At 65.2% G+C, this 15,715-nt stretch carries 17 protein-coding genes; 7 read left to right on the top strand and 10 right to left on the bottom strand.

Going from position 1 to position 15,715, the window contains the following annotated elements; translation table 11 throughout:
* Nucleotides 1–90 precede the first annotated feature (90 nt).
* A complete protein-coding gene (locus tag ACVDG8_RS10820) occupies nt 91–1,137 on the bottom strand; it encodes a substrate-binding domain-containing protein (RefSeq protein ID WP_447254701.1) in 1,047 nt (348 codons plus the stop codon).
* 198 nt (nt 1,138–1,335) lie between these two features.
* On the opposite strand from ACVDG8_RS10820, the gene ACVDG8_RS10815 reads away from it, so the two are divergent.
* A complete protein-coding gene (locus ACVDG8_RS10815) occupies nt 1,336–2,364 on the top strand; it encodes an aldo/keto reductase (RefSeq protein WP_447254700.1) in 1,029 nt (342 codons plus the stop codon).
* A 13-nt stretch (nt 2,365–2,377) separates the two neighbouring features.
* On the opposite strand, the gene ACVDG8_RS10810 is transcribed toward ACVDG8_RS10815, so the two are convergent.
* From ACVDG8_RS10810 to ACVDG8_RS10790, 5 genes are read right to left on the bottom strand one after another with little or no spacing between them, the layout of a single operon-like run.
* Nucleotides 2,378–3,682, bottom strand: coding sequence for an NAD(P)/FAD-dependent oxidoreductase (locus ACVDG8_RS10810; RefSeq protein WP_447254699.1), 1,305 nt, complete (start codon nt 3,680–3,682; stop codon nt 2,378–2,380).
* Entirely contained in the window at nt 3,679–4,659 is a 981-nt protein-coding gene (locus ACVDG8_RS10805) for a branched-chain amino acid ABC transporter permease (protein ID WP_447257302.1), read from the bottom strand. The genes ACVDG8_RS10810 and ACVDG8_RS10805 overlap by 4 nt, the downstream gene beginning before the upstream one ends.
* Complete coding sequence (locus ACVDG8_RS10800) at nt 4,656–5,564, bottom strand: branched-chain amino acid ABC transporter permease (protein WP_447254698.1); 909 nt, start codon at nt 5,562–5,564, stop codon at nt 4,656–4,658. The genes ACVDG8_RS10805 and ACVDG8_RS10800 overlap by 4 nt, the downstream gene beginning before the upstream one ends.
* Nucleotides 5,561–6,310 carry a branched-chain amino acid ABC transporter ATP-binding protein gene (locus tag ACVDG8_RS10795; RefSeq protein ID WP_447254697.1) on the bottom strand — a complete coding sequence of 250 codons (750 nt, stop codon included), beginning with the start codon at nt 6,308–6,310 and terminating at the stop codon, nt 5,561–5,563. Before ACVDG8_RS10795 ends, ACVDG8_RS10800 begins: the two co-directional genes overlap by 4 nt.
* Nucleotides 6,307–7,107, bottom strand: a complete 801-nt coding sequence (locus tag ACVDG8_RS10790; protein WP_447254696.1) for an ABC transporter ATP-binding protein — start codon at nt 7,105–7,107, stop codon at nt 6,307–6,309. The genes ACVDG8_RS10795 and ACVDG8_RS10790 overlap by 4 nt, the downstream gene beginning before the upstream one ends.
* A gap of 122 nt (nt 7,108–7,229) precedes the next feature.
* Here ACVDG8_RS10790 and ACVDG8_RS10785 point away from each other — a divergent pair, with 122 nt between their 5' ends.
* Genes ACVDG8_RS10785 through ACVDG8_RS10760 form a run of 6 tightly spaced genes read left to right on the top strand, consistent with a single transcriptional unit; the run spans nt 7,230 to nt 11,583 of the window.
* Entirely contained in the window at nt 7,230–7,961 is a 732-nt protein-coding gene (locus ACVDG8_RS10785) for a GntR family transcriptional regulator (RefSeq protein WP_447254695.1), read from the top strand.
* Complete coding sequence (locus tag ACVDG8_RS10780; RefSeq protein WP_447254694.1) at nt 7,958–8,440, top strand: DUF3830 family protein; 483 nt, start codon at nt 7,958–7,960, stop codon at nt 8,438–8,440. Before ACVDG8_RS10785 ends, ACVDG8_RS10780 begins: the two co-directional genes overlap by 4 nt.
* Nucleotide 8,441: 1 nt before the next feature.
* Nucleotides 8,442–8,795 (top strand): TIGR04076 family protein, encoded by a 354-nt coding sequence (locus tag ACVDG8_RS10775; RefSeq protein ID WP_447254693.1) that lies wholly within the window; start codon nt 8,442–8,444, stop codon nt 8,793–8,795.
* The gene (locus ACVDG8_RS10770) at nt 8,792–9,847 is read left to right on the top strand and encodes an aldo/keto reductase (protein WP_447254692.1); all 1,056 of its coding nucleotides are present in this window, start codon (nt 8,792–8,794) and stop codon (nt 9,845–9,847) included. Before ACVDG8_RS10775 ends, ACVDG8_RS10770 begins: the two co-directional genes overlap by 4 nt.
* A gap of 5 nt (nt 9,848–9,852) precedes the next feature.
* A complete protein-coding gene (locus tag ACVDG8_RS10765; RefSeq protein WP_447254691.1) occupies nt 9,853–10,281 on the top strand; it encodes a hypothetical protein in 429 nt (142 codons plus the stop codon).
* A gap of 42 nt (nt 10,282–10,323) precedes the next feature.
* Nucleotides 10,324–11,583, top strand: a complete 1,260-nt coding sequence (locus ACVDG8_RS10760; protein ID WP_447254690.1) for an ABC transporter substrate-binding protein — start codon at nt 10,324–10,326, stop codon at nt 11,581–11,583.
* Nucleotides 11,584–11,708: 125 nt separating this feature from the next.
* On the opposite strand, the gene ACVDG8_RS10755 is transcribed toward ACVDG8_RS10760, so the two are convergent.
* The 4 genes from ACVDG8_RS10755 to ACVDG8_RS10740 are packed head-to-tail and all read right to left on the bottom strand — an operon-like array spanning nt 11,709 to nt 15,599.
* Nucleotides 11,709–12,794: a Gfo/Idh/MocA family protein gene (locus tag ACVDG8_RS10755; protein ID WP_447254689.1), complete on the bottom strand. Its 1,086-nt coding sequence runs from the start codon at nt 12,792–12,794 to the stop codon at nt 11,709–11,711.
* 53 nt (nt 12,795–12,847) lie between these two features.
* The gene (locus tag ACVDG8_RS10750) at nt 12,848–13,612 is read right to left on the bottom strand and encodes an ATP-binding cassette domain-containing protein (protein WP_447254688.1); all 765 of its coding nucleotides are present in this window, start codon (nt 13,610–13,612) and stop codon (nt 12,848–12,850) included.
* Nucleotides 13,609–14,613: an ABC transporter permease gene (locus ACVDG8_RS10745; RefSeq protein ID WP_447254687.1), complete on the bottom strand. Its 1,005-nt coding sequence runs from the start codon at nt 14,611–14,613 to the stop codon at nt 13,609–13,611. The genes ACVDG8_RS10750 and ACVDG8_RS10745 overlap by 4 nt, the downstream gene beginning before the upstream one ends.
* Entirely contained in the window at nt 14,610–15,599 is a 990-nt protein-coding gene (locus ACVDG8_RS10740) for a sugar ABC transporter substrate-binding protein (RefSeq protein WP_447254686.1), read from the bottom strand. The genes ACVDG8_RS10745 and ACVDG8_RS10740 overlap by 4 nt, the downstream gene beginning before the upstream one ends.
* Nucleotides 15,600–15,715: the final 116 nt, after the last annotated feature.

Below are 15,715 nucleotides of genomic sequence, written 5' to 3'. Positions count from 1 at the left end.
GAAGAATGGCGGGCCACAAGCCAGACGGCGGTGCCTCGCCACATCATCCGGAAATGAGGCGGCGAGGGCAGGGGTCGCTATGGAATGACGTCAGGTCGGCTCGACGTCGCTGCGGCCCTCGAAGCGCGACTTGCCGACATAGGCGTCGACATTGTCCTTGGTCACATAGGCCTGGCTGGTGTCGCTGTTGGCCGGGCCGACGAGGCCGCCCGAGAGCTTGTAAAGATACATCTGCTGCACCGGCAGGAAGCCTTGCAGATAGGCCTGCTGGTCGGTGGTGAAGTTGACGTCGCCAGCCTTGATGAAGTCGAGCGTCTGCGGGAACAGGTCGAAGCCTGCAACGGCGCCGCCGGCTTTCACCAGGCCGTATTTGTTGGACACGAAGCCGCAGGCATAAGTGTCGGAACCGCCGGTTCCGAACAGGCCGTTGACGGTCTTGTGGCTGAGATAATAGCTCTCGACGCGCGAGATTTCCGTTGCCGGATCCGGGCCGGTGTTGACGACATCGTAGGTGACGCCGTTGTTGGTGTCCTTGATCGCCTGGATGTAGCCGTCGAGGCGCGGCTGCGTGTTGAGCGAGCCGGGCACGCCGATCGACAGCATGACATGGCCGCCCTTGGGGATGAGCTTCAGCCATTTCAGCGCTGAGTTGTAGCCCGACTGGTAGAGCGGCTGGCCGACATAGGAGAGCCGCTTGTTGGGGCTGCCGACCGGCACGTCGGCGTTGAAGGCGACCACGGGAATGCCGGCTTGCGCCGCCATGTCGGTGGCGGCGTCGAAAGCCGTCGGGTCGACGAGGCAGACGGCGATGCCGTCCGACTTCTGCGCGATCGCCGTCTGCATGGCGCTGACCATTTCGGAGACGACGTTCTTCTGCGAACCCGTCCACTGGTAGCTGCAGCCGAAGGCGGCGCAGGCATCCTGGATGCCATAGACGGTCGGCGTGAAGAACTGGTCCAGCGTCACATGGCAGACGAAGTGGAACTTGTAGGGCTTCTTCGGCAGCCCGGGCGATGAATCGGCTGCCTTTGCGGCGCTGATGCCGCCGGCAAGACCTGCGCCCGCCAGTCCACTGGCAAGGCCAGCAGCCCCCAGGCCGAGCTTTCCGGCCAGTGCGAAAGCGCTGCGCCGGCTCATGGCCATCTCCATTTCATTTTTCTGTTCGTCGTTCACTTGGTTCCTCCCTCTTCGTTTTGCAAGCTTACCCGCTTGTGTGTCATCTGGTTACATTGTTATATGACAAGTTAGGTGTCAATGGTCTTTCGATCCGGTTTCACGCACGCCTCCGCGAGGAGCGGCCGGCACGATGGATGACAAGGATCACAGGAAGAGAAAATGGCTGAAATCGAGTTCAGGGCTGTTAGCAAGGGCGGCCTGAAGATCACGACGATGGGTCTCGGCGGCACTGGGCTCGGCAACATGTACCGCGCCGTCGACACGGACGCGGCGGTCAAGACGGTGCAGGCGGCCTACGACAATGGCATCCGCTATTTCGATACAGCACCCGTCTACGGCTTCGGTGTCAGCGAGACGCGGCTTGGGCTGGCGATCAAGTCGCTGCCCCGCGCGGACATCGTCATCTCGTCGAAGATCGGTTACGACCTCGTGCCGATCCCGCCCGAGGAACTGAAGCCGGCACTGTGGGATGAACCCGGTTCCTTCCGCGCCGAGTTCGACTATTCGCGCGACGCCGTGATGCGCTCGCTCGAAGGCACGCTGAAGCGGCTCGACACTGACTATGTCGATATGGTCTCGATCCACGATCCCGACGAAGCCGTCCATTTCGGCCCTGGCGAGGATCCTTACGCCAGGAGCCGTTTCAAGGAAGCCATGGACGGCGCCTATCCGGCACTCGACGAATTGCGCGCGCAGGGCGTCATCAAGGCGGTCGGCGTCGGCATCAACCAATGGCAGATGCTGTCCGATTTCGTCGTTGCCGGCGCCTTCGACTATTTCCTGCTCGCGGGCCGCTACACGCTGCTCGAGCAGGAGCCGCTGGCGACCTTGCTGCCGCTCTGCGAACAGCGCGGCACCAGGATCATCATCGGCGGTCCCTACAATTCCGGCATCCTGGCGACAGGTGCGGTGAAGGGCGCCACCTTCAACACCAGGCCGGCGCCGGAACAGGTGCTGGAGCGCGTGCGCCACATCGAGGCCGTCTGCGCCAGCCACGGTGTATCGCTGCCGGCCGCCGCCCTGCAATTTCCGCTCGGCCACCCCTTGGTGTCGAGTGTCATCCCCGGCGCCCGCTCGGCCGACGAACTCAAGCAGAACATGGCCTATCTGCGCGAGGACATCCCCTCGACCCTGTGGGCCGATCTCAAGCAGGCGGGGCTGATAGAGGCCGAAGCGCCGATGCCTTGAGCGGGTGCTCGAACTAGCCGGCCGCCTCCAGCCGATCGCGCAGCATGCTCCAGGGAAGAAGCATGTTGGGTGCATAGCGCACGATGCCGTGGAATGGGATCGACGATGGCTTGGCGAAGGGAAGCGGCAAGTCGCGGGCGTCCGCGCCGCTTGCCCAGTCCGCAAGGACCTTGCCCATCGCAGTCGTCATGGCGATACCGCGCCCGTTGCAGGCGCGGCCGGCGATCAGTCCGGGTCCAAGGTCCAGGAGGTGCGGCAGGAAATCCGGTTCGACCGCGGCCATTCCCGACCAGCTGTAAGCGAGAGGCGGCAAGTCAGGCAGGTCGAGATGATGGCCAAGCCGTCGCCAGATCGCTTGCGGGACGCGCGCATCGGCGCCGGCACCGAGGATATGCATGCCGCCGCTGATCAGCCGGTTGTCGGCGTCGAAGCGGAAGGTAAAGAGATTGCGCCTGGTGTCGCCGACGCCTTGCCCGCCCGGAAGCAAACGCGTGCGCACGTCGCGCGGCAGCGGCTCGGTCGCGATCTGAAAAACCTTCAGCGGAACATAGGTTCGCCGCAGCAGCGGATCGAGCGACCCGCCATAGGCGTTGGTGGCGATCAGCACCTTGCCGGCGCGCACTGAGCCCGATGGTGTTTTCAGCCTCCAGCCATCGGTCACGCGATCGACCGAGGTCACCGGCGTGTGCTCGAAGATCTTCGCCCGTGCCTTCTCCGCGGCATCGGCCAAGCCGTTCGCGTAGCCGACCGGATTGAGCACGCCGCCCGAACGATCCATCCAGCCGCCGACGTAGCCGCGCGCGCCCGTCAGCGCCTCGACGTCCTGCCGATCCAGCGTGACGGCCGGCCGGCCGCGCCGAGCCCATTGCCCGGCTCGTGATTTGACCTTCTCGAAAGCGGCGGGCGAATGCGCCGGCTGGATCCATCCGTTCTGCACGGCGTCGCAGTCGATGCCGTGGCGTTTGATCAGGCCGAAGACCAGCTCGGCGCTGCCGGCGGCGAAATCGATCAGGCGTTCGCCGCGCTCGGAGCCGAGATGCGCAAGGATGCTGTCCGGATCCATCTTGGCGAAGTTCGGCACGACGAAACCGGCATTCCGGCCGGTCGCGCCCCAGGCGATGATTTCCGCTTCGAGAACAGCAACGGACAATCCCCTCGCGGCTGCGTGCAGCGCTGTCGACAGGCCGGCAAAGCCGCCGCCGACGATGGCCAGGTCGACATCGAGCCCGCCTTGCAAAGCCGGCCGGTCGCGGCGGTTGCGGCTGACGGCATGCCAGAGCGATGCGCCGCGGGCTTCCTGTCGGATCGCGGCATTCATGAGCTGGAATTGCTCTCGCCCGCGACCGCCTTCGCCTGCTTGCCGAAGCGGCGCCGTGGCCGGTCGCCGAACAAACCGTTCGGCCGGATCAAGAGGATGACGCACAGCATGACGCCGATGGCGACGATCTGCAGCGAGGCAGCGCGGGCCTGTTGCTCGGGCGCAAACAACACGCTGGTCAGCGTGCCTGATCCGGCCCATATCGCCCACACCAGAATGCTGCCGATGACGGCGCCGAGATTGCTGCCCGAGCCGCCGACGATCAGCATCACCCAGACCTGGAAGGTCAGAATCGGCAGATAATTGTCGGGCGCGATGAAGCCGGTGAAATGCGCCTGCAGCGCACCGGCGAGCGCCATAATGGCGCCGCCGACGGCAAACGCCTGGACGCGGTAGAAGCGCGCGCTCTTGCCGAGCGAAATCGCCGCCCGCTCGTCCTCGCGCAGCGCCTTCAGCACGCGCCCCCAAGGGCTGCGCGCCAAGTGCTCTAATGCGAGATAGGCGATCAAGGTCACCGCAGCGACCACGGCAAGGTTGGACAGGTTGAACAGCAGCGGCGTCTCGGCAAGGCTGCCGAACGGGCGCGGGATGAAGCCGATGCCGAACGGCCCGCCGGTGAGCTTCTGCGCATTGAGCGCGACCAGTTGCACCACGACGGCGACGCCGAATGTGGTGATCGCCAGATAGTCGGACCTGAGCCGCAACGTCGCCATGCCGGTCAGCGCCGCGGCGATGCCGCCGACGACCATGGCGCCCGCCCAGCCGACCAGGATCGGCAGGCCGAAGCCACCCAGCCGCGCCGCGTCGTCCGGTGTGGTCAGCAGCGCCGATGTATAGGCGCCGATGGCGACGAAGCCGGCGAGGCCGACATTGAACAGGCCGGTCAAGCCCCACTGCAGGTTGAGCCCCAGCGTGACCAGCGAAAAGATCAGCGCGGTGGTCAGGAAGAAGGCGCCGTAGCCGAGCAGGTCCATCAGCGTTCCTTCACACCAAAAAGGCCGATCGGCCGCACGAACAGCACCGCCATCAGGATGATGAAGGAGACGGCGGCGCGCCATTCGGCGCCGATCAGCTGCACCGCGCTGGCTTCGGCGAGGCCGATGATCAAGCCGCCGAGCACCGCGCCCGGGATGCTGCCGATGCCGCCCAGAATGGCGGCGGCGAACATCGGCAGCAGCATGTCGAAGCCCATGAATGGGCGGATCTGCACCAGAATGCCGATCATCACGCCGGCGACGCAGGCCAGCGCCGCGCCGATGATCCAGGTGACGCGCACCACGCCGGCGACGTCGATGCCGACGATGCGGGCCAACGCTGCATTCTGGCTCAGCGCCTGCATGGAGCGGCCGGTCTGCGTGCGCGTCATCAACAGATGCACGCCGAGCACCAGCACGGCGGTCAGCAGCAGCAATGCGATCTGGTCCGGCGTGATGCGGATGCCGAAACCGACCGGCATGGCGATCTGGATCGCCCGGCTGAAATAGGTCGGCCGCGAGGTGAAGGTGAATTCGAGCAGGCTGCGCAGCGCCATCGAGGCGCCGAAGCTTGCCATCACCACGATGATCGCCTGTCCCTGCGAGCGCAGTCGCGAAAACAGCACCTTGTCGAGCAGCAGCGCGAGCAAGGCGGTGAACGCCATGCCGACAGCCAGGGCGATCAGGAGCGGCCAGCCGAAGGACAACGGTGCGATCGGCGCTATTTTGCCGAACATCGCGCCGATGGCGCTGACGACGGTGAGCGTCGCATAGGTGCCCCAGGCCATGAAGTCGCCATGCGCGAAGTTCGAGAAGCGCAGGATCGAATAGGTGAGCGTCACGCCGATGGCGCCGAGGCCGATCATCGAGCCGGTCAGCAACCCGTCGACGACAAATTGCAGGCTCATGCAGCACCTCCCTTGCCGGCGTGAGAAGGACGCTGGCCGAGATAGAGTTCGGCGACGACCGGATCGTTCCACAGTTCGGAGGCGACGCCTTCGTGCCGGTCCTTGCCCTCGACCAGCACATAGGCGCGGTCGCCGATGGCCAGCGCCGCTTTGGCGTTCTGTTCGACCAGCAGGATGGTGACGCCGGACTTGCGGATGCCGGCCAGCATCTCGAACACCATCGAGACGAATTTCGGCGACAGGCCGGCCGATGGCTCGTCGAGCACCAGCACCTTGGGATGGATGATCAAGGCGCGGGCGACGGCGAGCATCTGCCGCTGCCCGCCGGACAGATTGCCGGCGGCGGTTCGGCGCTGGCGGACGAGGTCGGGGAAGGCGGCATACATTTCCTCGATGCGGGCGGGAATTTCGCGCCGCTCGAGGATGCCGCAGGCGACTTTGAGATTGTCCTCGACCGACATCAGCGGGAAGATGTTTTCGGTCTGCGGCACGAAGGCGAGGCCAAGCCGCACCATGGTGTGGGCGGGGGCGGCGGTGATGTCCTTGCCGTCCAGCAGCACCGTGCCGCCGGTGATCGGGACAAGGCCGGCGATCGCCTTGATGAAGCTCGACTTGCCGGCGCCATTGGGGCCGAGGACAACGACGATCTCGCCCTTGCCGACGGTGATCGAGGCACCGCGCACGATGGGCACGCCGGGTTCGTAGCCGGCTTCGAGGTTGCGCACATCGAGCACGGTCTCGCTCATGCGGTGCCTCCGAGATAGGCCTCGATGACGCGCGGGTCGCGGGCGACTTCTTCCGCCGTGCCTTCGCTGAGCAGCTGGCCGCTCGCCATGACCAGCACGCGATGGCAGAGCCGCGTCACCATGTCGATATTGTGCTCGATCAACAGGAAGGTGATGCCGCGTGCGTTGATGTCGCGAATGCGATCGATGATGACCTCGAGCAGCGTCGCGTTGACGCCGGCCGCCGGCTCATCGAGCAGGATGATCGCCGGGTCGGCCATCATGACGCGGGCAAGCTCCAGCAATTTGCGTTGGCCGCCGGAAAGCACGCGCGCCGGCTCATGCGCGAGATGCGTGAGGGTGACGAGTTCCAAAAGGTCGAGCGCCTTGGCCCTGGCTGCTCGTTCCTGCGCCGCCACCCGCCACGGCGTGACGAAGTTGGCGAGCAGTCTTTCTCCGGCCTGGCCCTGCGCCGCCAGCATGATGTTTTCGATCAGCGTCAGATTGGGCAGCGGGCGCGGGATCTGGAAGGTGCGGCCAAGACCTCGGCCGATACGCAGATGCGCGGCCTCACCGGAGACACGTATGCCGTTCAGCAGGATATCGCCACTGGTCGGCAATATGCTGCCGGCGAGAAGATCGAACATCGTCGTCTTGCCGGCGCCGTTGGGTCCGATCAGGCCGAGGATTTCGCCCGCTTTGACATCGAACGAGACGTCGTTGACGGCGACGAGGCCGCCGAACCGCCTGACGACATTCTTTGCCGTCAGGACCGGTGCCCGGGTCTCCTGCCCTTGGCGCTCCGCTGCCCCGCTCATCAAACCCTCTGGTCGAAGACGATCGTCGTCGTCTCCTTGATTTGTGATCACACTTGCTTTGATCACGCTATTCGGCTTTAATTTCATCCGCAAGCCGAAAACGGGCCAAGACCGGGAGTGCCATGCAAAAGGCTGCCATCGAACGAAACAACGAAACGATCGCGGCCCAGCTTACGCCGGTCGGCCGCGAGACCGTGCAGGATCGCGTCTATTCCGAGTTGCGCCGGGCTCTGATCGGCGGCCTGTTCGAGCCGAACCAGGTGCTGACCATCCGTGGCCTGGCAGATGCGCTGGTCACGTCGACCATGCCGGTGCGCGAAGCGCTCGGACGGCTGATCACGGAAAAGGCGCTCGAGGCGCTGCCCAACCGCTCGGTGCGCGTGCCGCCGATCACGCTGGAGCGTATCGATGACCTTTTGCGCGCCCGCTCCCTCATCGAAGGCGAAGCGATCGCGCTTGCCGCCACGCGCATGAACCCGCGCCAGATCGCGTCGATCGAGGCTATGCTCGGCGAGTGGGACGAGATGCGGGCGCTGAAGCACAAGAAGGATATCGACCGCGAAGCGACGCTCAACCAGAGCTTCCATTTCGAGATCTACCGCTGCTGCGGCTCGGCCGTGCTGATCCCGATGATCGAAAGCCTGTGGCTGCAATCGGGACCTTGCATCCGCGTTGCCATCTACGCTTTTTCCGATGCCGGCGAGGTCGACACCGCGCATTATCACCGCAGCATCGTCGCGGCTCTCGCCAAACAGGATGCGCAGGCCGCGCGCGAAGCATTGGTCGCCGATATCAGCCGGCCTTTTGCTTTCCTGCGCGACAAGCTTCGATCCGCTGGGAAAGACAAGACATGAGCTCCATCAGCATCACCGAGCCGCGCTCGAAGCTTTCCGTGACGGCGCTGTTGCTGCCCGAAAAGGCGCCGGAAAATGCCGCCTTTCTCCGGGCGTATCTCGCCACGCCACGTGTCGTTCCCGGCATCCATGCGATGTGGACGGGACCTGAGATTTCCTGTCCGGTTCCATCAGCCGATCTCGAAGGCCAGTCCTATGCCCGGCCTCTGCCGGCGGAGAACGCGACGCTGACGCCGCAGCCGGGAGACATCGTGCTGTCCTACGTGCCGCCGCGCATGTGGGGCGGCAACCCCAATGCCATCTTCGACATCGGCCTCTACTACGGGCAAGGGGCGCGGCTTTTGTTCCCGATCGGCTGGCTGGCCGGCAGCGTGGTGGCCCAGGTGCGGGCCGATCAGCGCGACCAGTTCGCCGCTGCCTGCGGCGTGATCCGCCGCAACGGCGCCTGCGACATCACCTTCAGCCTGGCGGAGGCCTGACATGGCGGACGACAGTTTCGAGCTCTTCGACCTTCGCGTCGAGGCGGTCATCCCCGAGGGCAAGCCGATCTATTGCGGCGCCAAGCCCGGCGACTATTTCGAGCTCAAGGGCGAGATGCTGTCGATGCCGGCAGGACAGAGTTTTTCGATCTATTCGCTTGCCTCCGTCTTGCCGTTCCTCGCGGCAAAGCAGCGCTCGACCGACCGGAACGATTGGATGACCTCGGACGCCGAGATCGCCTGTCCCGATCCCAATTGCGCCAGCCGGCTCCGCATCGTCAGGCTGGCCAAGCGCCGATTCAGCCACGCCGAAACCACGGCAGTGCCGCTGCCGAAGGAGAAAGACCAGGAATGACCGCCAAGACCTTCGAGCTCAGCCCCGGCTACACCATCTCGCGCGTCATCCGCGGTGGCTGGCAGCTCGCCGGCGGGCATGGCGCGATCGACCGCAGCCAGGCGGTCACAGACCTGATTGCCACCTTCCATGCCGGCATCTTCACCTATGACTGCGCCGACATCTACACCGGCGTCGAGGAGCTGATCGGCGCCGCGCGCCTTCGATTGGCCAACGAGCGCGGTCTCGACGTTGCCGCCAGGATGAAAGTGCACACCAAGCTGGTGCCCGACCTCGAAAGACTGGCCATCGTCAGCCGCGACTATATCAGGGGCATCGTCGACCAATCGCTGCGGCGGTTGAAGACCGAGCGCATCGATCTCGTCCAGTTCCACTGGTGGGATTATGAGCAGCCCCGTTATGTCGAGGCGATGGGCTGGCTGAACGAGATGCGGCTCGAGGGCAAGCTGCGCAATCTCGGCACCACCAATTTCGATACCGAGCGTCTAAGCGAAATCCTCGCCGCCGGCATCCCGCTGGTCAGCCAGCAGTTGCAGTATTCCGTGCTCGACCAGCGTCCGGCCCGCAACCTTGCCGCGCTGGCGAAGCAGCATGGCATGCATTTCCTCTGCTACGGATCGGTGGCGGGCGGCTTCCTAAGCGAAAGATGGCTGGGCGTGGCCGAGCCTTCCGCGCCGCTCGAGAACCGTTCGCTGGTCAAGTACAAGCTGATCATCGACGACTTCGGCGGCTGGGAGCTTTTCCAATCGCTGCTGAAGGCGTTGAAAGCGGTCGCCGATCGCCACGGCGTCGACATCGCCACCATTGCCAGCGCCTGGGTGCTGGAACAGCCGCAGGTCGCCGCCGTCATCGTCGGCGCCCGCAACCAGGCGCACGCGCTCGCCAATGCCCGTATCATGGACGTCGCGCTGTCGGCCGAGGACCGCGCCGAGATCGGCGCCGTGATCGCGCAAAGCCCCGGCCTCGACGGCGACGTCTACACGCTGGAGCGCGACCGTCACGGCCGCCACGGCTCGATCATGCACTACAATCTGAACGCGGGCCGGGTGTGAGCGCCATGAACCAGGAGGCTTCGCTGTTTTCCCGCGCCAGCGCCGAAGTGGTCGATCTGCACCGCTTCTTCGTCGACTGGTTCGTCGCCGCGCGTGCCGATACGGTCGATTTCGGCCGCTTCGAAGCCGTCATGGGGGAAGGCTTGACCATGATCGCGCCAAGCGGTGCGGTCCTCGATCGCGATGCGGTCATCGACCATGTCAGGCAAAGCCGCGCGAGTTGCGATGAGAGCTTTGCCATTGCCATCGAGGACATCGGGCCCGGCTGGCAGGCCGGCGACATGATTGTCGTGCTCTATGTCGAAGCGCAGCTTCGTGGCGGCAAGCACAGCCGTCGCCGGTCGAGCGCCGTCTTTACCGTCAATTCATCGGCGCCCAACGGCGTCGAATGGCGGCATCTGCATGAGACCTGGCTGCAGATGCCGGGAGGCTAAACAGGCAAAGTTCTTAGTCGTGTAACGAAAAGGGGAACAGCAATGAAAAAGACAATACTCCAACTCACCACCGCGCTCGCTCTGGTGACGATGGCCGGCGCCGCCCACGCGGCCAACTGCAAGATCACCGTCGGCCTGGTCATGGAGCTGACCGGTCCGGCCGGTGAATATGGCCAGGCCGGCGCCAAGTCGGTCGAGATGGCCTTCCGCGACATCAATGCCGCGGGCGGCGTGCGCGGCTGCGATCTGGCGACCGACACGCGCGACAGCCAGAGCCAGGGCAACATCGCGGTCGACGCGGCGACCCAGCTGGTCCAGGTCAAGAAGGTGCCGGTGATCATCGGCGGCATCATCTCCTCGGTGTCGATCCCGATCCTGACCTCGGTCACGGCGCCGGCCAAGATCGTCCAGGTCTCGCCGGCATCGTCCTCGCCGACGCTGACGGCGCTTGGCCGCGACGGCAAGACCAACGGCATCTTCTTCCGCACCATCACCTCGGACGCGCTGCAGGGCGTCGCCGCCGCCAAATACGCCATCGACAAGGGTTTCAAGAAGCTGTCGATCATCCACGTCAACAACGACTTCGGCGTCAACATGGTGGCCGAGTTCTCGCGCGCCTACAAAGCGCTCGGCGGCACCATCGTCTCCGACACGCCCTACAACGAGAAACAGTCGAGCTACGCCTCGGAAGTCACGGCGGCGATGGCTGGCGAACCGGACGGGCTCTACCTCGTCAGCACCCCCGTCGACGGTGCAACCGTTGCCCGCACCTGGATTTCGCAGGGCGGCGTGCAGAAGTTCCTGCTCAATGACGGCATGAACAGCCCCGACTTCATCGAGTCGGTCGGCGCCGACTATCTGAAGGAAGCCTACGGCACGTCGTCCGGCACCAGCCCGACGGCGTCCACCGACTATTTCATGAAGAACTACAAGGAATTCTCCGGCATCGAACCGTCGAACCCGGCCGCCGATCGCTCATACGACGCCGGCGCCATCGTCGGCCTGGCCATCGCCATTGCCGGTTCCGAGGAACCGGCCAAGATCAAGGATGCCATGTTCAAGGCGGTCGATCCGGCCGGCACGCCGATCTATGCCGGCAAGGACGAGTTCGCCAAGGCGCTCGGCCTGATCAAGGAAGGCAAGCCGATCCGCTACGAAGGCGTCATCGGCCCGGTCGCCTTCGACAAATATGGCGACATCACCGGCCCGTTCCGGCTCTGGAAGATCGTCGACGGCAAGGTGACGACCGACGGCGAGATGACCACCGACGACGTCAACGCGTTGCAGGCGAAATTGCAGTAGCGTCCGGACGACTTGTCCGGCGGCGCCCATCGTGGAGCGCCGCCGGACGCTTTGATTTTCTTGGACGGCAGGCAAGCGGCTTGCCCGGCAAGGCTGTTCGAGACGAACGGCCGGCTCCTTCGGCCTCAGCGCTCGCCGCTTTCCTTCATCCGTTCGATGATCTGCGCCATCAGCGCGAGGTCGCGGCGTGAATCGGCGAGGTCGGTGAGCGGCTTGGTGCCGTCCATTATGTGGCGATGGAAGATCTCCAGCTCGTTCGAGAAGGCGTCGCCATAGAGCGGCCCGAAGGCCTTCGTCACCGGACCGAGCGGACCGGCTTCCGTCACTTCCAGCCGCGTCGGCAGGCTGCGGATGTAGGGCGTCTCATAGATGATGCGCACCCGCTTGCTGTTCGAGCGCACCTCGATCATGGCGTCGAACAGGCCGAGATCGTCGACCACCGCATCGTAAAGGCAGGCGAAATGGCCGTAGTCGAAGGTAACGCTGGTGTTGGCGCCGCCATTGGTACGGTGCGCCGCCACCACCCGTTTCGGCTCGCCGAGCAAGCCGCGCATGGCCGAGATGTGGTGCGAGGAAAGCGCCGTCAGCCCGCGATAGGCGCGCACCAGATCGGCGGGCGCGTCCTTGCCGACCACCTCGCGGATCAGCGCGTCGCGCTCGCTGGCGCCGCGCGCAAGGATCGCCGGGTCGATGTCGGTGGGATAGAGCACATTCCGGCTCTTCTTGAGGAAATGCCGCCCTTCCGAGATCAGGTCGAAGATGCGCACATGGGTGATGTCGTCATAGGTCGGCAGTTCCTGCCGCGCCGCCAGATAGGCCGGCGCGTAGCGGCGCATGTAGCCGACGAAGATGGTCTTGTCGTAGTCCTTGCTTAGCGCCAGCAATTCGTCGATCTCGCGCACCGTCAGGCATGCCGGCTTTTCGAGCAGGATGTGCTTCCCGGCTTCGATGGCGGCGCGCACGAAGCGGCTGTGCGTGTCGTCGGAGGACAGCACGAAGACGGCGTCGATATCGGGCGAAGCAATCAGCGTCTCTGAGCGCTCGAACGCCCGGGCGCTCCGATATTGCGATGTGATGAGGTTCACCAGGCTCGGCGAAACATCGTGGACGCCGGCGATCGCCCAGCGGTCGCGCTGGTCGGCCAGCACCGGCAGATGGATCGACTGCGCGACCTCTCCTAGACCCACAAGCCCGACACGGATCAGCGCCACGGCACACTCCCTTCCAACGTGATTGCTCTGTCAAATTCTCTGCGGCGCGGTGCTCAGGCCGCGCCGGTCACCAGCGCCACCAGCTCATTGCCGCTGGTCTCGGACGAACGCACCGTAGCCACCATCTTGCCGGCGCGCATCACCCAGATCTGGTCGCACAGGCGCCGCACCTGATCGAAATTGTGGCTGATCAGGATGATGCTCACGCCTTGCTCGCGCAACTTGCGGATCAGCGCCTCGACATTGGCTGTCTCCTGCACGCCGAGCGCGGCGGTCGGTTCGTCCATCACCACAAGCTTGGCTCCCGAGCCGGCGGCCCGGCAGATCGAGATCGCCTGCCGCTGTCCGCCCGACAGCCGTCGCACGCGCTGGCCCACCGAAGGCACATTGATCGACAGGCGCGACAGCATCGCACGCGCCTGGTTCTTCATCGCCTTGCGGTCGAGCAGGGCGAACGGCCCGATGCGGCGCACGATCTCGCGGTTGAGGAACAGGTTCTGCGCCACCGTCAATTCGTCGATCAGCGCCAGGTTCTGGTGCACGGTTTCGATGCCTGCCTTGCGCGCGCCGTCGGGATTGGAGAACGGATGCGGCCTGCCATCGAAATGGATCGTGCCGCCGTCGGGTTGATGCACGCCGACCAGGCAGCGGATCAGCGTCGACTTGCCGGCGCCGTTGTCGCCGATCACCGCGGTGACCTCGCCGCGGCGGGCCTGGAAGTCGACATCCGTGAAGGCGCGGATGCCGCCGAAATGTTTGCTCAGCCCCTGGCAGGCGAGGATCGCGTCGGCGGGTCGGATGTGGTTGGCCGCGCTCATTTCTGGTAGCGCATGATCAGGGCAGCCAGCACCACGATGACGCCGACGGCGAGCGGTTGATAGAAGGCCGAGACGCTGAGCAGCGTCAGCCCGTTGACCAGCGCCGTCAGCATCAGCGCGCCGACGGCCGGGCCCAGAATGCTGGCGCGGCCGCCGAACAGGCTGACGCCGCCCAGCACCACGGCTGCGACTGAATTCAACAGCAGGCTGGTGTTGATCTGCGGCTCGGCCGAGCCGATGCGCGCCACCAGAAGGATCGCGGCGATGCCGGCGCAGAAGCCGGAGATCGTGTAGGCGGCGATCTTCACCCTGTTGGTGCGGATGCCGAGCGCGCCGGCGCTTTCGGCCTGGCCGCCGGTTGCCAGCAGATGCACGCCGAAGCGCGTGTGGTAGAGCGCGATATGAGCGACGATGATGGCGGCGATCGCCACCCAGACCGGATAGCCGAATGGTCCGAACTTGCCCGAGGCGAGCTTGAGCAGGAAGGTCGAGCCGACCATGGTCGGCTCGCCGCCGGAGATGATCAGGCCAATGCCGGTGATGCCGGAAAGCGTGCCCAGCGTCACCACGAAATCGGGAATGCGGCCCGCGGTGATCAGCACGCCGTTGACGAGGCCGATGGCGCTGGTTGCCAGCACCGCCGCCACGCAGGCGGCGAAGATACCCCAACCCGCCGCGTCGAGGAGGCCGAGGATGACGGCGCCGAGCATGACGGCGGCGGCGAGCGACAGATCTATGCCCGAGGTCGCCACGACGAAGGTCTGTCCGATCGACAGCACGACCAGGATCGCGGCGGCGAGCAGCACCGCCTGCAGATTGGCGACGCTGAGGAAAACCGGCGAGGTGATGCCGAACAGAATGACCAGCCCGACCAGGCCGACGACGGATGCCCAGTCGGCCCAGAAGGATGGGTCGAGGAGGAGAGCCGCAAGGGAGGAACGGCTCTCCTCCGTGACGCCCGCCTGTGGGTTGGCGGGCGCGTTGTCGGTCGGAATGCTCACTTCAGCATCTCGCGGAAGGGATCGGGATAGTCGCCGCCCGGCCGCGGGAAATTCTTCAGCGAGGCTTCGGCATTGTCCTTGTTGATCAACAGCACCGGCGCCGGCACGTTGGCGGGCAGTTCCTTGCCCTTGGCCGCCGCCTTGCAGGCTTCGACGCCCATGGCGCCGACCACATAGGGATATTGCGCGACGGTCGCCGTAAGCTCGCCGGCCGCGACCGATTTCAGCGCGTCGACGATGCCGTCGAGGCCGATCACCTTGACGTCCTTGCCGGAGGTCCTGACCGCGCGCTCGACGCCGAGCGCCATGATGTCGTTGGCGGCAAAGAAGCCGGCGAGATCCGGATGCGCCTGGAGGATATCGGTCGCCGCCGTCAGCGCCTTCTCGCGATCCCAGTCGGCGCTCACCATCACCACCACGTCGAGCTTGCCTTCGACGGCCTGCTTGAAACCCTTGATGCGGGCGTTGGAGCCGACATCGCCGACGATGCCGGCGATCAGCGCGACCTTGGAGCCGTTCGGCACCAGCTTCAGCATCTCCTCGCCGGCCAGCGCGCCGGCCGCGACATTGTCGGTGCCGATATAGGTCGACACGGTGAAGCCGGCGGCCTTGGCCTGCTCCGCATCGATGGTCGAGTCGATGTTGACGATCGGCTTCTTCTTCTGGGCGACCGGCACCAGCGCCTGCACCAGGTTGGAGACGCTGATCGGATTGACCAGGTAGCAATCATAGTCCTGCAGCGCCATGGCGGTCAGCTTGTCGGCCTGTCCCGTCGCGTCGCCCATGTTGGCGGCGGCCTGCACGGTGACGGCCACACCGTCGGCCTCGGCCTGCTCCTCGATGCCCTTCTGCATGTATTGGAAGAACGGATTGTCGAGGCCCTTGACGATCGCCGCGACCTTGGCGGCGTCCTCGGCATGGGCGGGCAGGGCAAGCGTCGTTGCAAGCAAGCCGGCGCCGAGCGCCAGGCGATTGAACATGCGCATATATCTTCCTCCTCCGGATTTTTGGTTGTCGGCTCGTTGTTCTGCGAACGGCAACGCTGATGCGACACAAGCGACCCCGGCGCTTGCGTTGGAAAAACGATGACCGGCTGGTACGC

This window comes from Mesorhizobium sp. ORM8.1 (assembly GCF_053005525.2).
The sequence above is the reverse complement of the archived record's forward strand: the minus strand, read 5'-3'. Positions and strand labels throughout refer to the sequence as shown.

Bases quoted from the DNA above. Each gene is read 5' to 3' on its own strand.
- ACVDG8_RS10810 (WP_447254699.1), bottom strand. From the start codon at position 3,682: ATGAATGCCGCGATCCGACAGGAAGCCCGCGGCGCATCGCTCTGGCAT.
- ACVDG8_RS10785 (WP_447254695.1), top strand. From the start codon at position 7,230: ATGCAAAAGGCTGCCATCGAACGAAACAACGAAACGATCGCGGCCCAG.
- ACVDG8_RS10770 (WP_447254692.1), top strand. From the start codon at position 8,792: ATGACCGCCAAGACCTTCGAGCTCAGCCCCGGCTACACCATCTCGCGC.
- ACVDG8_RS10820 (WP_447254701.1), bottom strand. From the start codon at position 1,137: ATGAGCCGGCGCAGCGCTTTCGCACTGGCCGGAAAGCTCGGCCTGGGG.
- ACVDG8_RS10740 (WP_447254686.1), bottom strand. From the start codon at position 15,599: ATGCGCATGTTCAATCGCCTGGCGCTCGGCGCCGGCTTGCTTGCAACG.
- ACVDG8_RS10780 (WP_447254694.1), top strand. From the start codon at position 7,958: ATGAGCTCCATCAGCATCACCGAGCCGCGCTCGAAGCTTTCCGTGACG.
- ACVDG8_RS10800 (WP_447254698.1), bottom strand. From the start codon at position 5,564: ATGAGCCTGCAATTTGTCGTCGACGGGTTGCTGACCGGCTCGATGATC.
- ACVDG8_RS10750 (WP_447254688.1), bottom strand. From the start codon at position 13,612: ATGAGCGCGGCCAACCACATCCGACCCGCCGACGCGATCCTCGCCTGC.
- ACVDG8_RS10815 (WP_447254700.1), top strand. From the start codon at position 1,336: ATGGCTGAAATCGAGTTCAGGGCTGTTAGCAAGGGCGGCCTGAAGATC.
- ACVDG8_RS10775 (WP_447254693.1), top strand. From the start codon at position 8,442: ATGGCGGACGACAGTTTCGAGCTCTTCGACCTTCGCGTCGAGGCGGTC.
- ACVDG8_RS10795 (WP_447254697.1), bottom strand. From the start codon at position 6,310: ATGAGCGAGACCGTGCTCGATGTGCGCAACCTCGAAGCCGGCTACGAA.
- ACVDG8_RS10765 (WP_447254691.1), top strand. From the start codon at position 9,853: ATGAACCAGGAGGCTTCGCTGTTTTCCCGCGCCAGCGCCGAAGTGGTC.
- ACVDG8_RS10790 (WP_447254696.1), bottom strand. From the start codon at position 7,107: ATGAGCGGGGCAGCGGAGCGCCAAGGGCAGGAGACCCGGGCACCGGTC.
- ACVDG8_RS10760 (WP_447254690.1), top strand. From the start codon at position 10,324: ATGAAAAAGACAATACTCCAACTCACCACCGCGCTCGCTCTGGTGACG.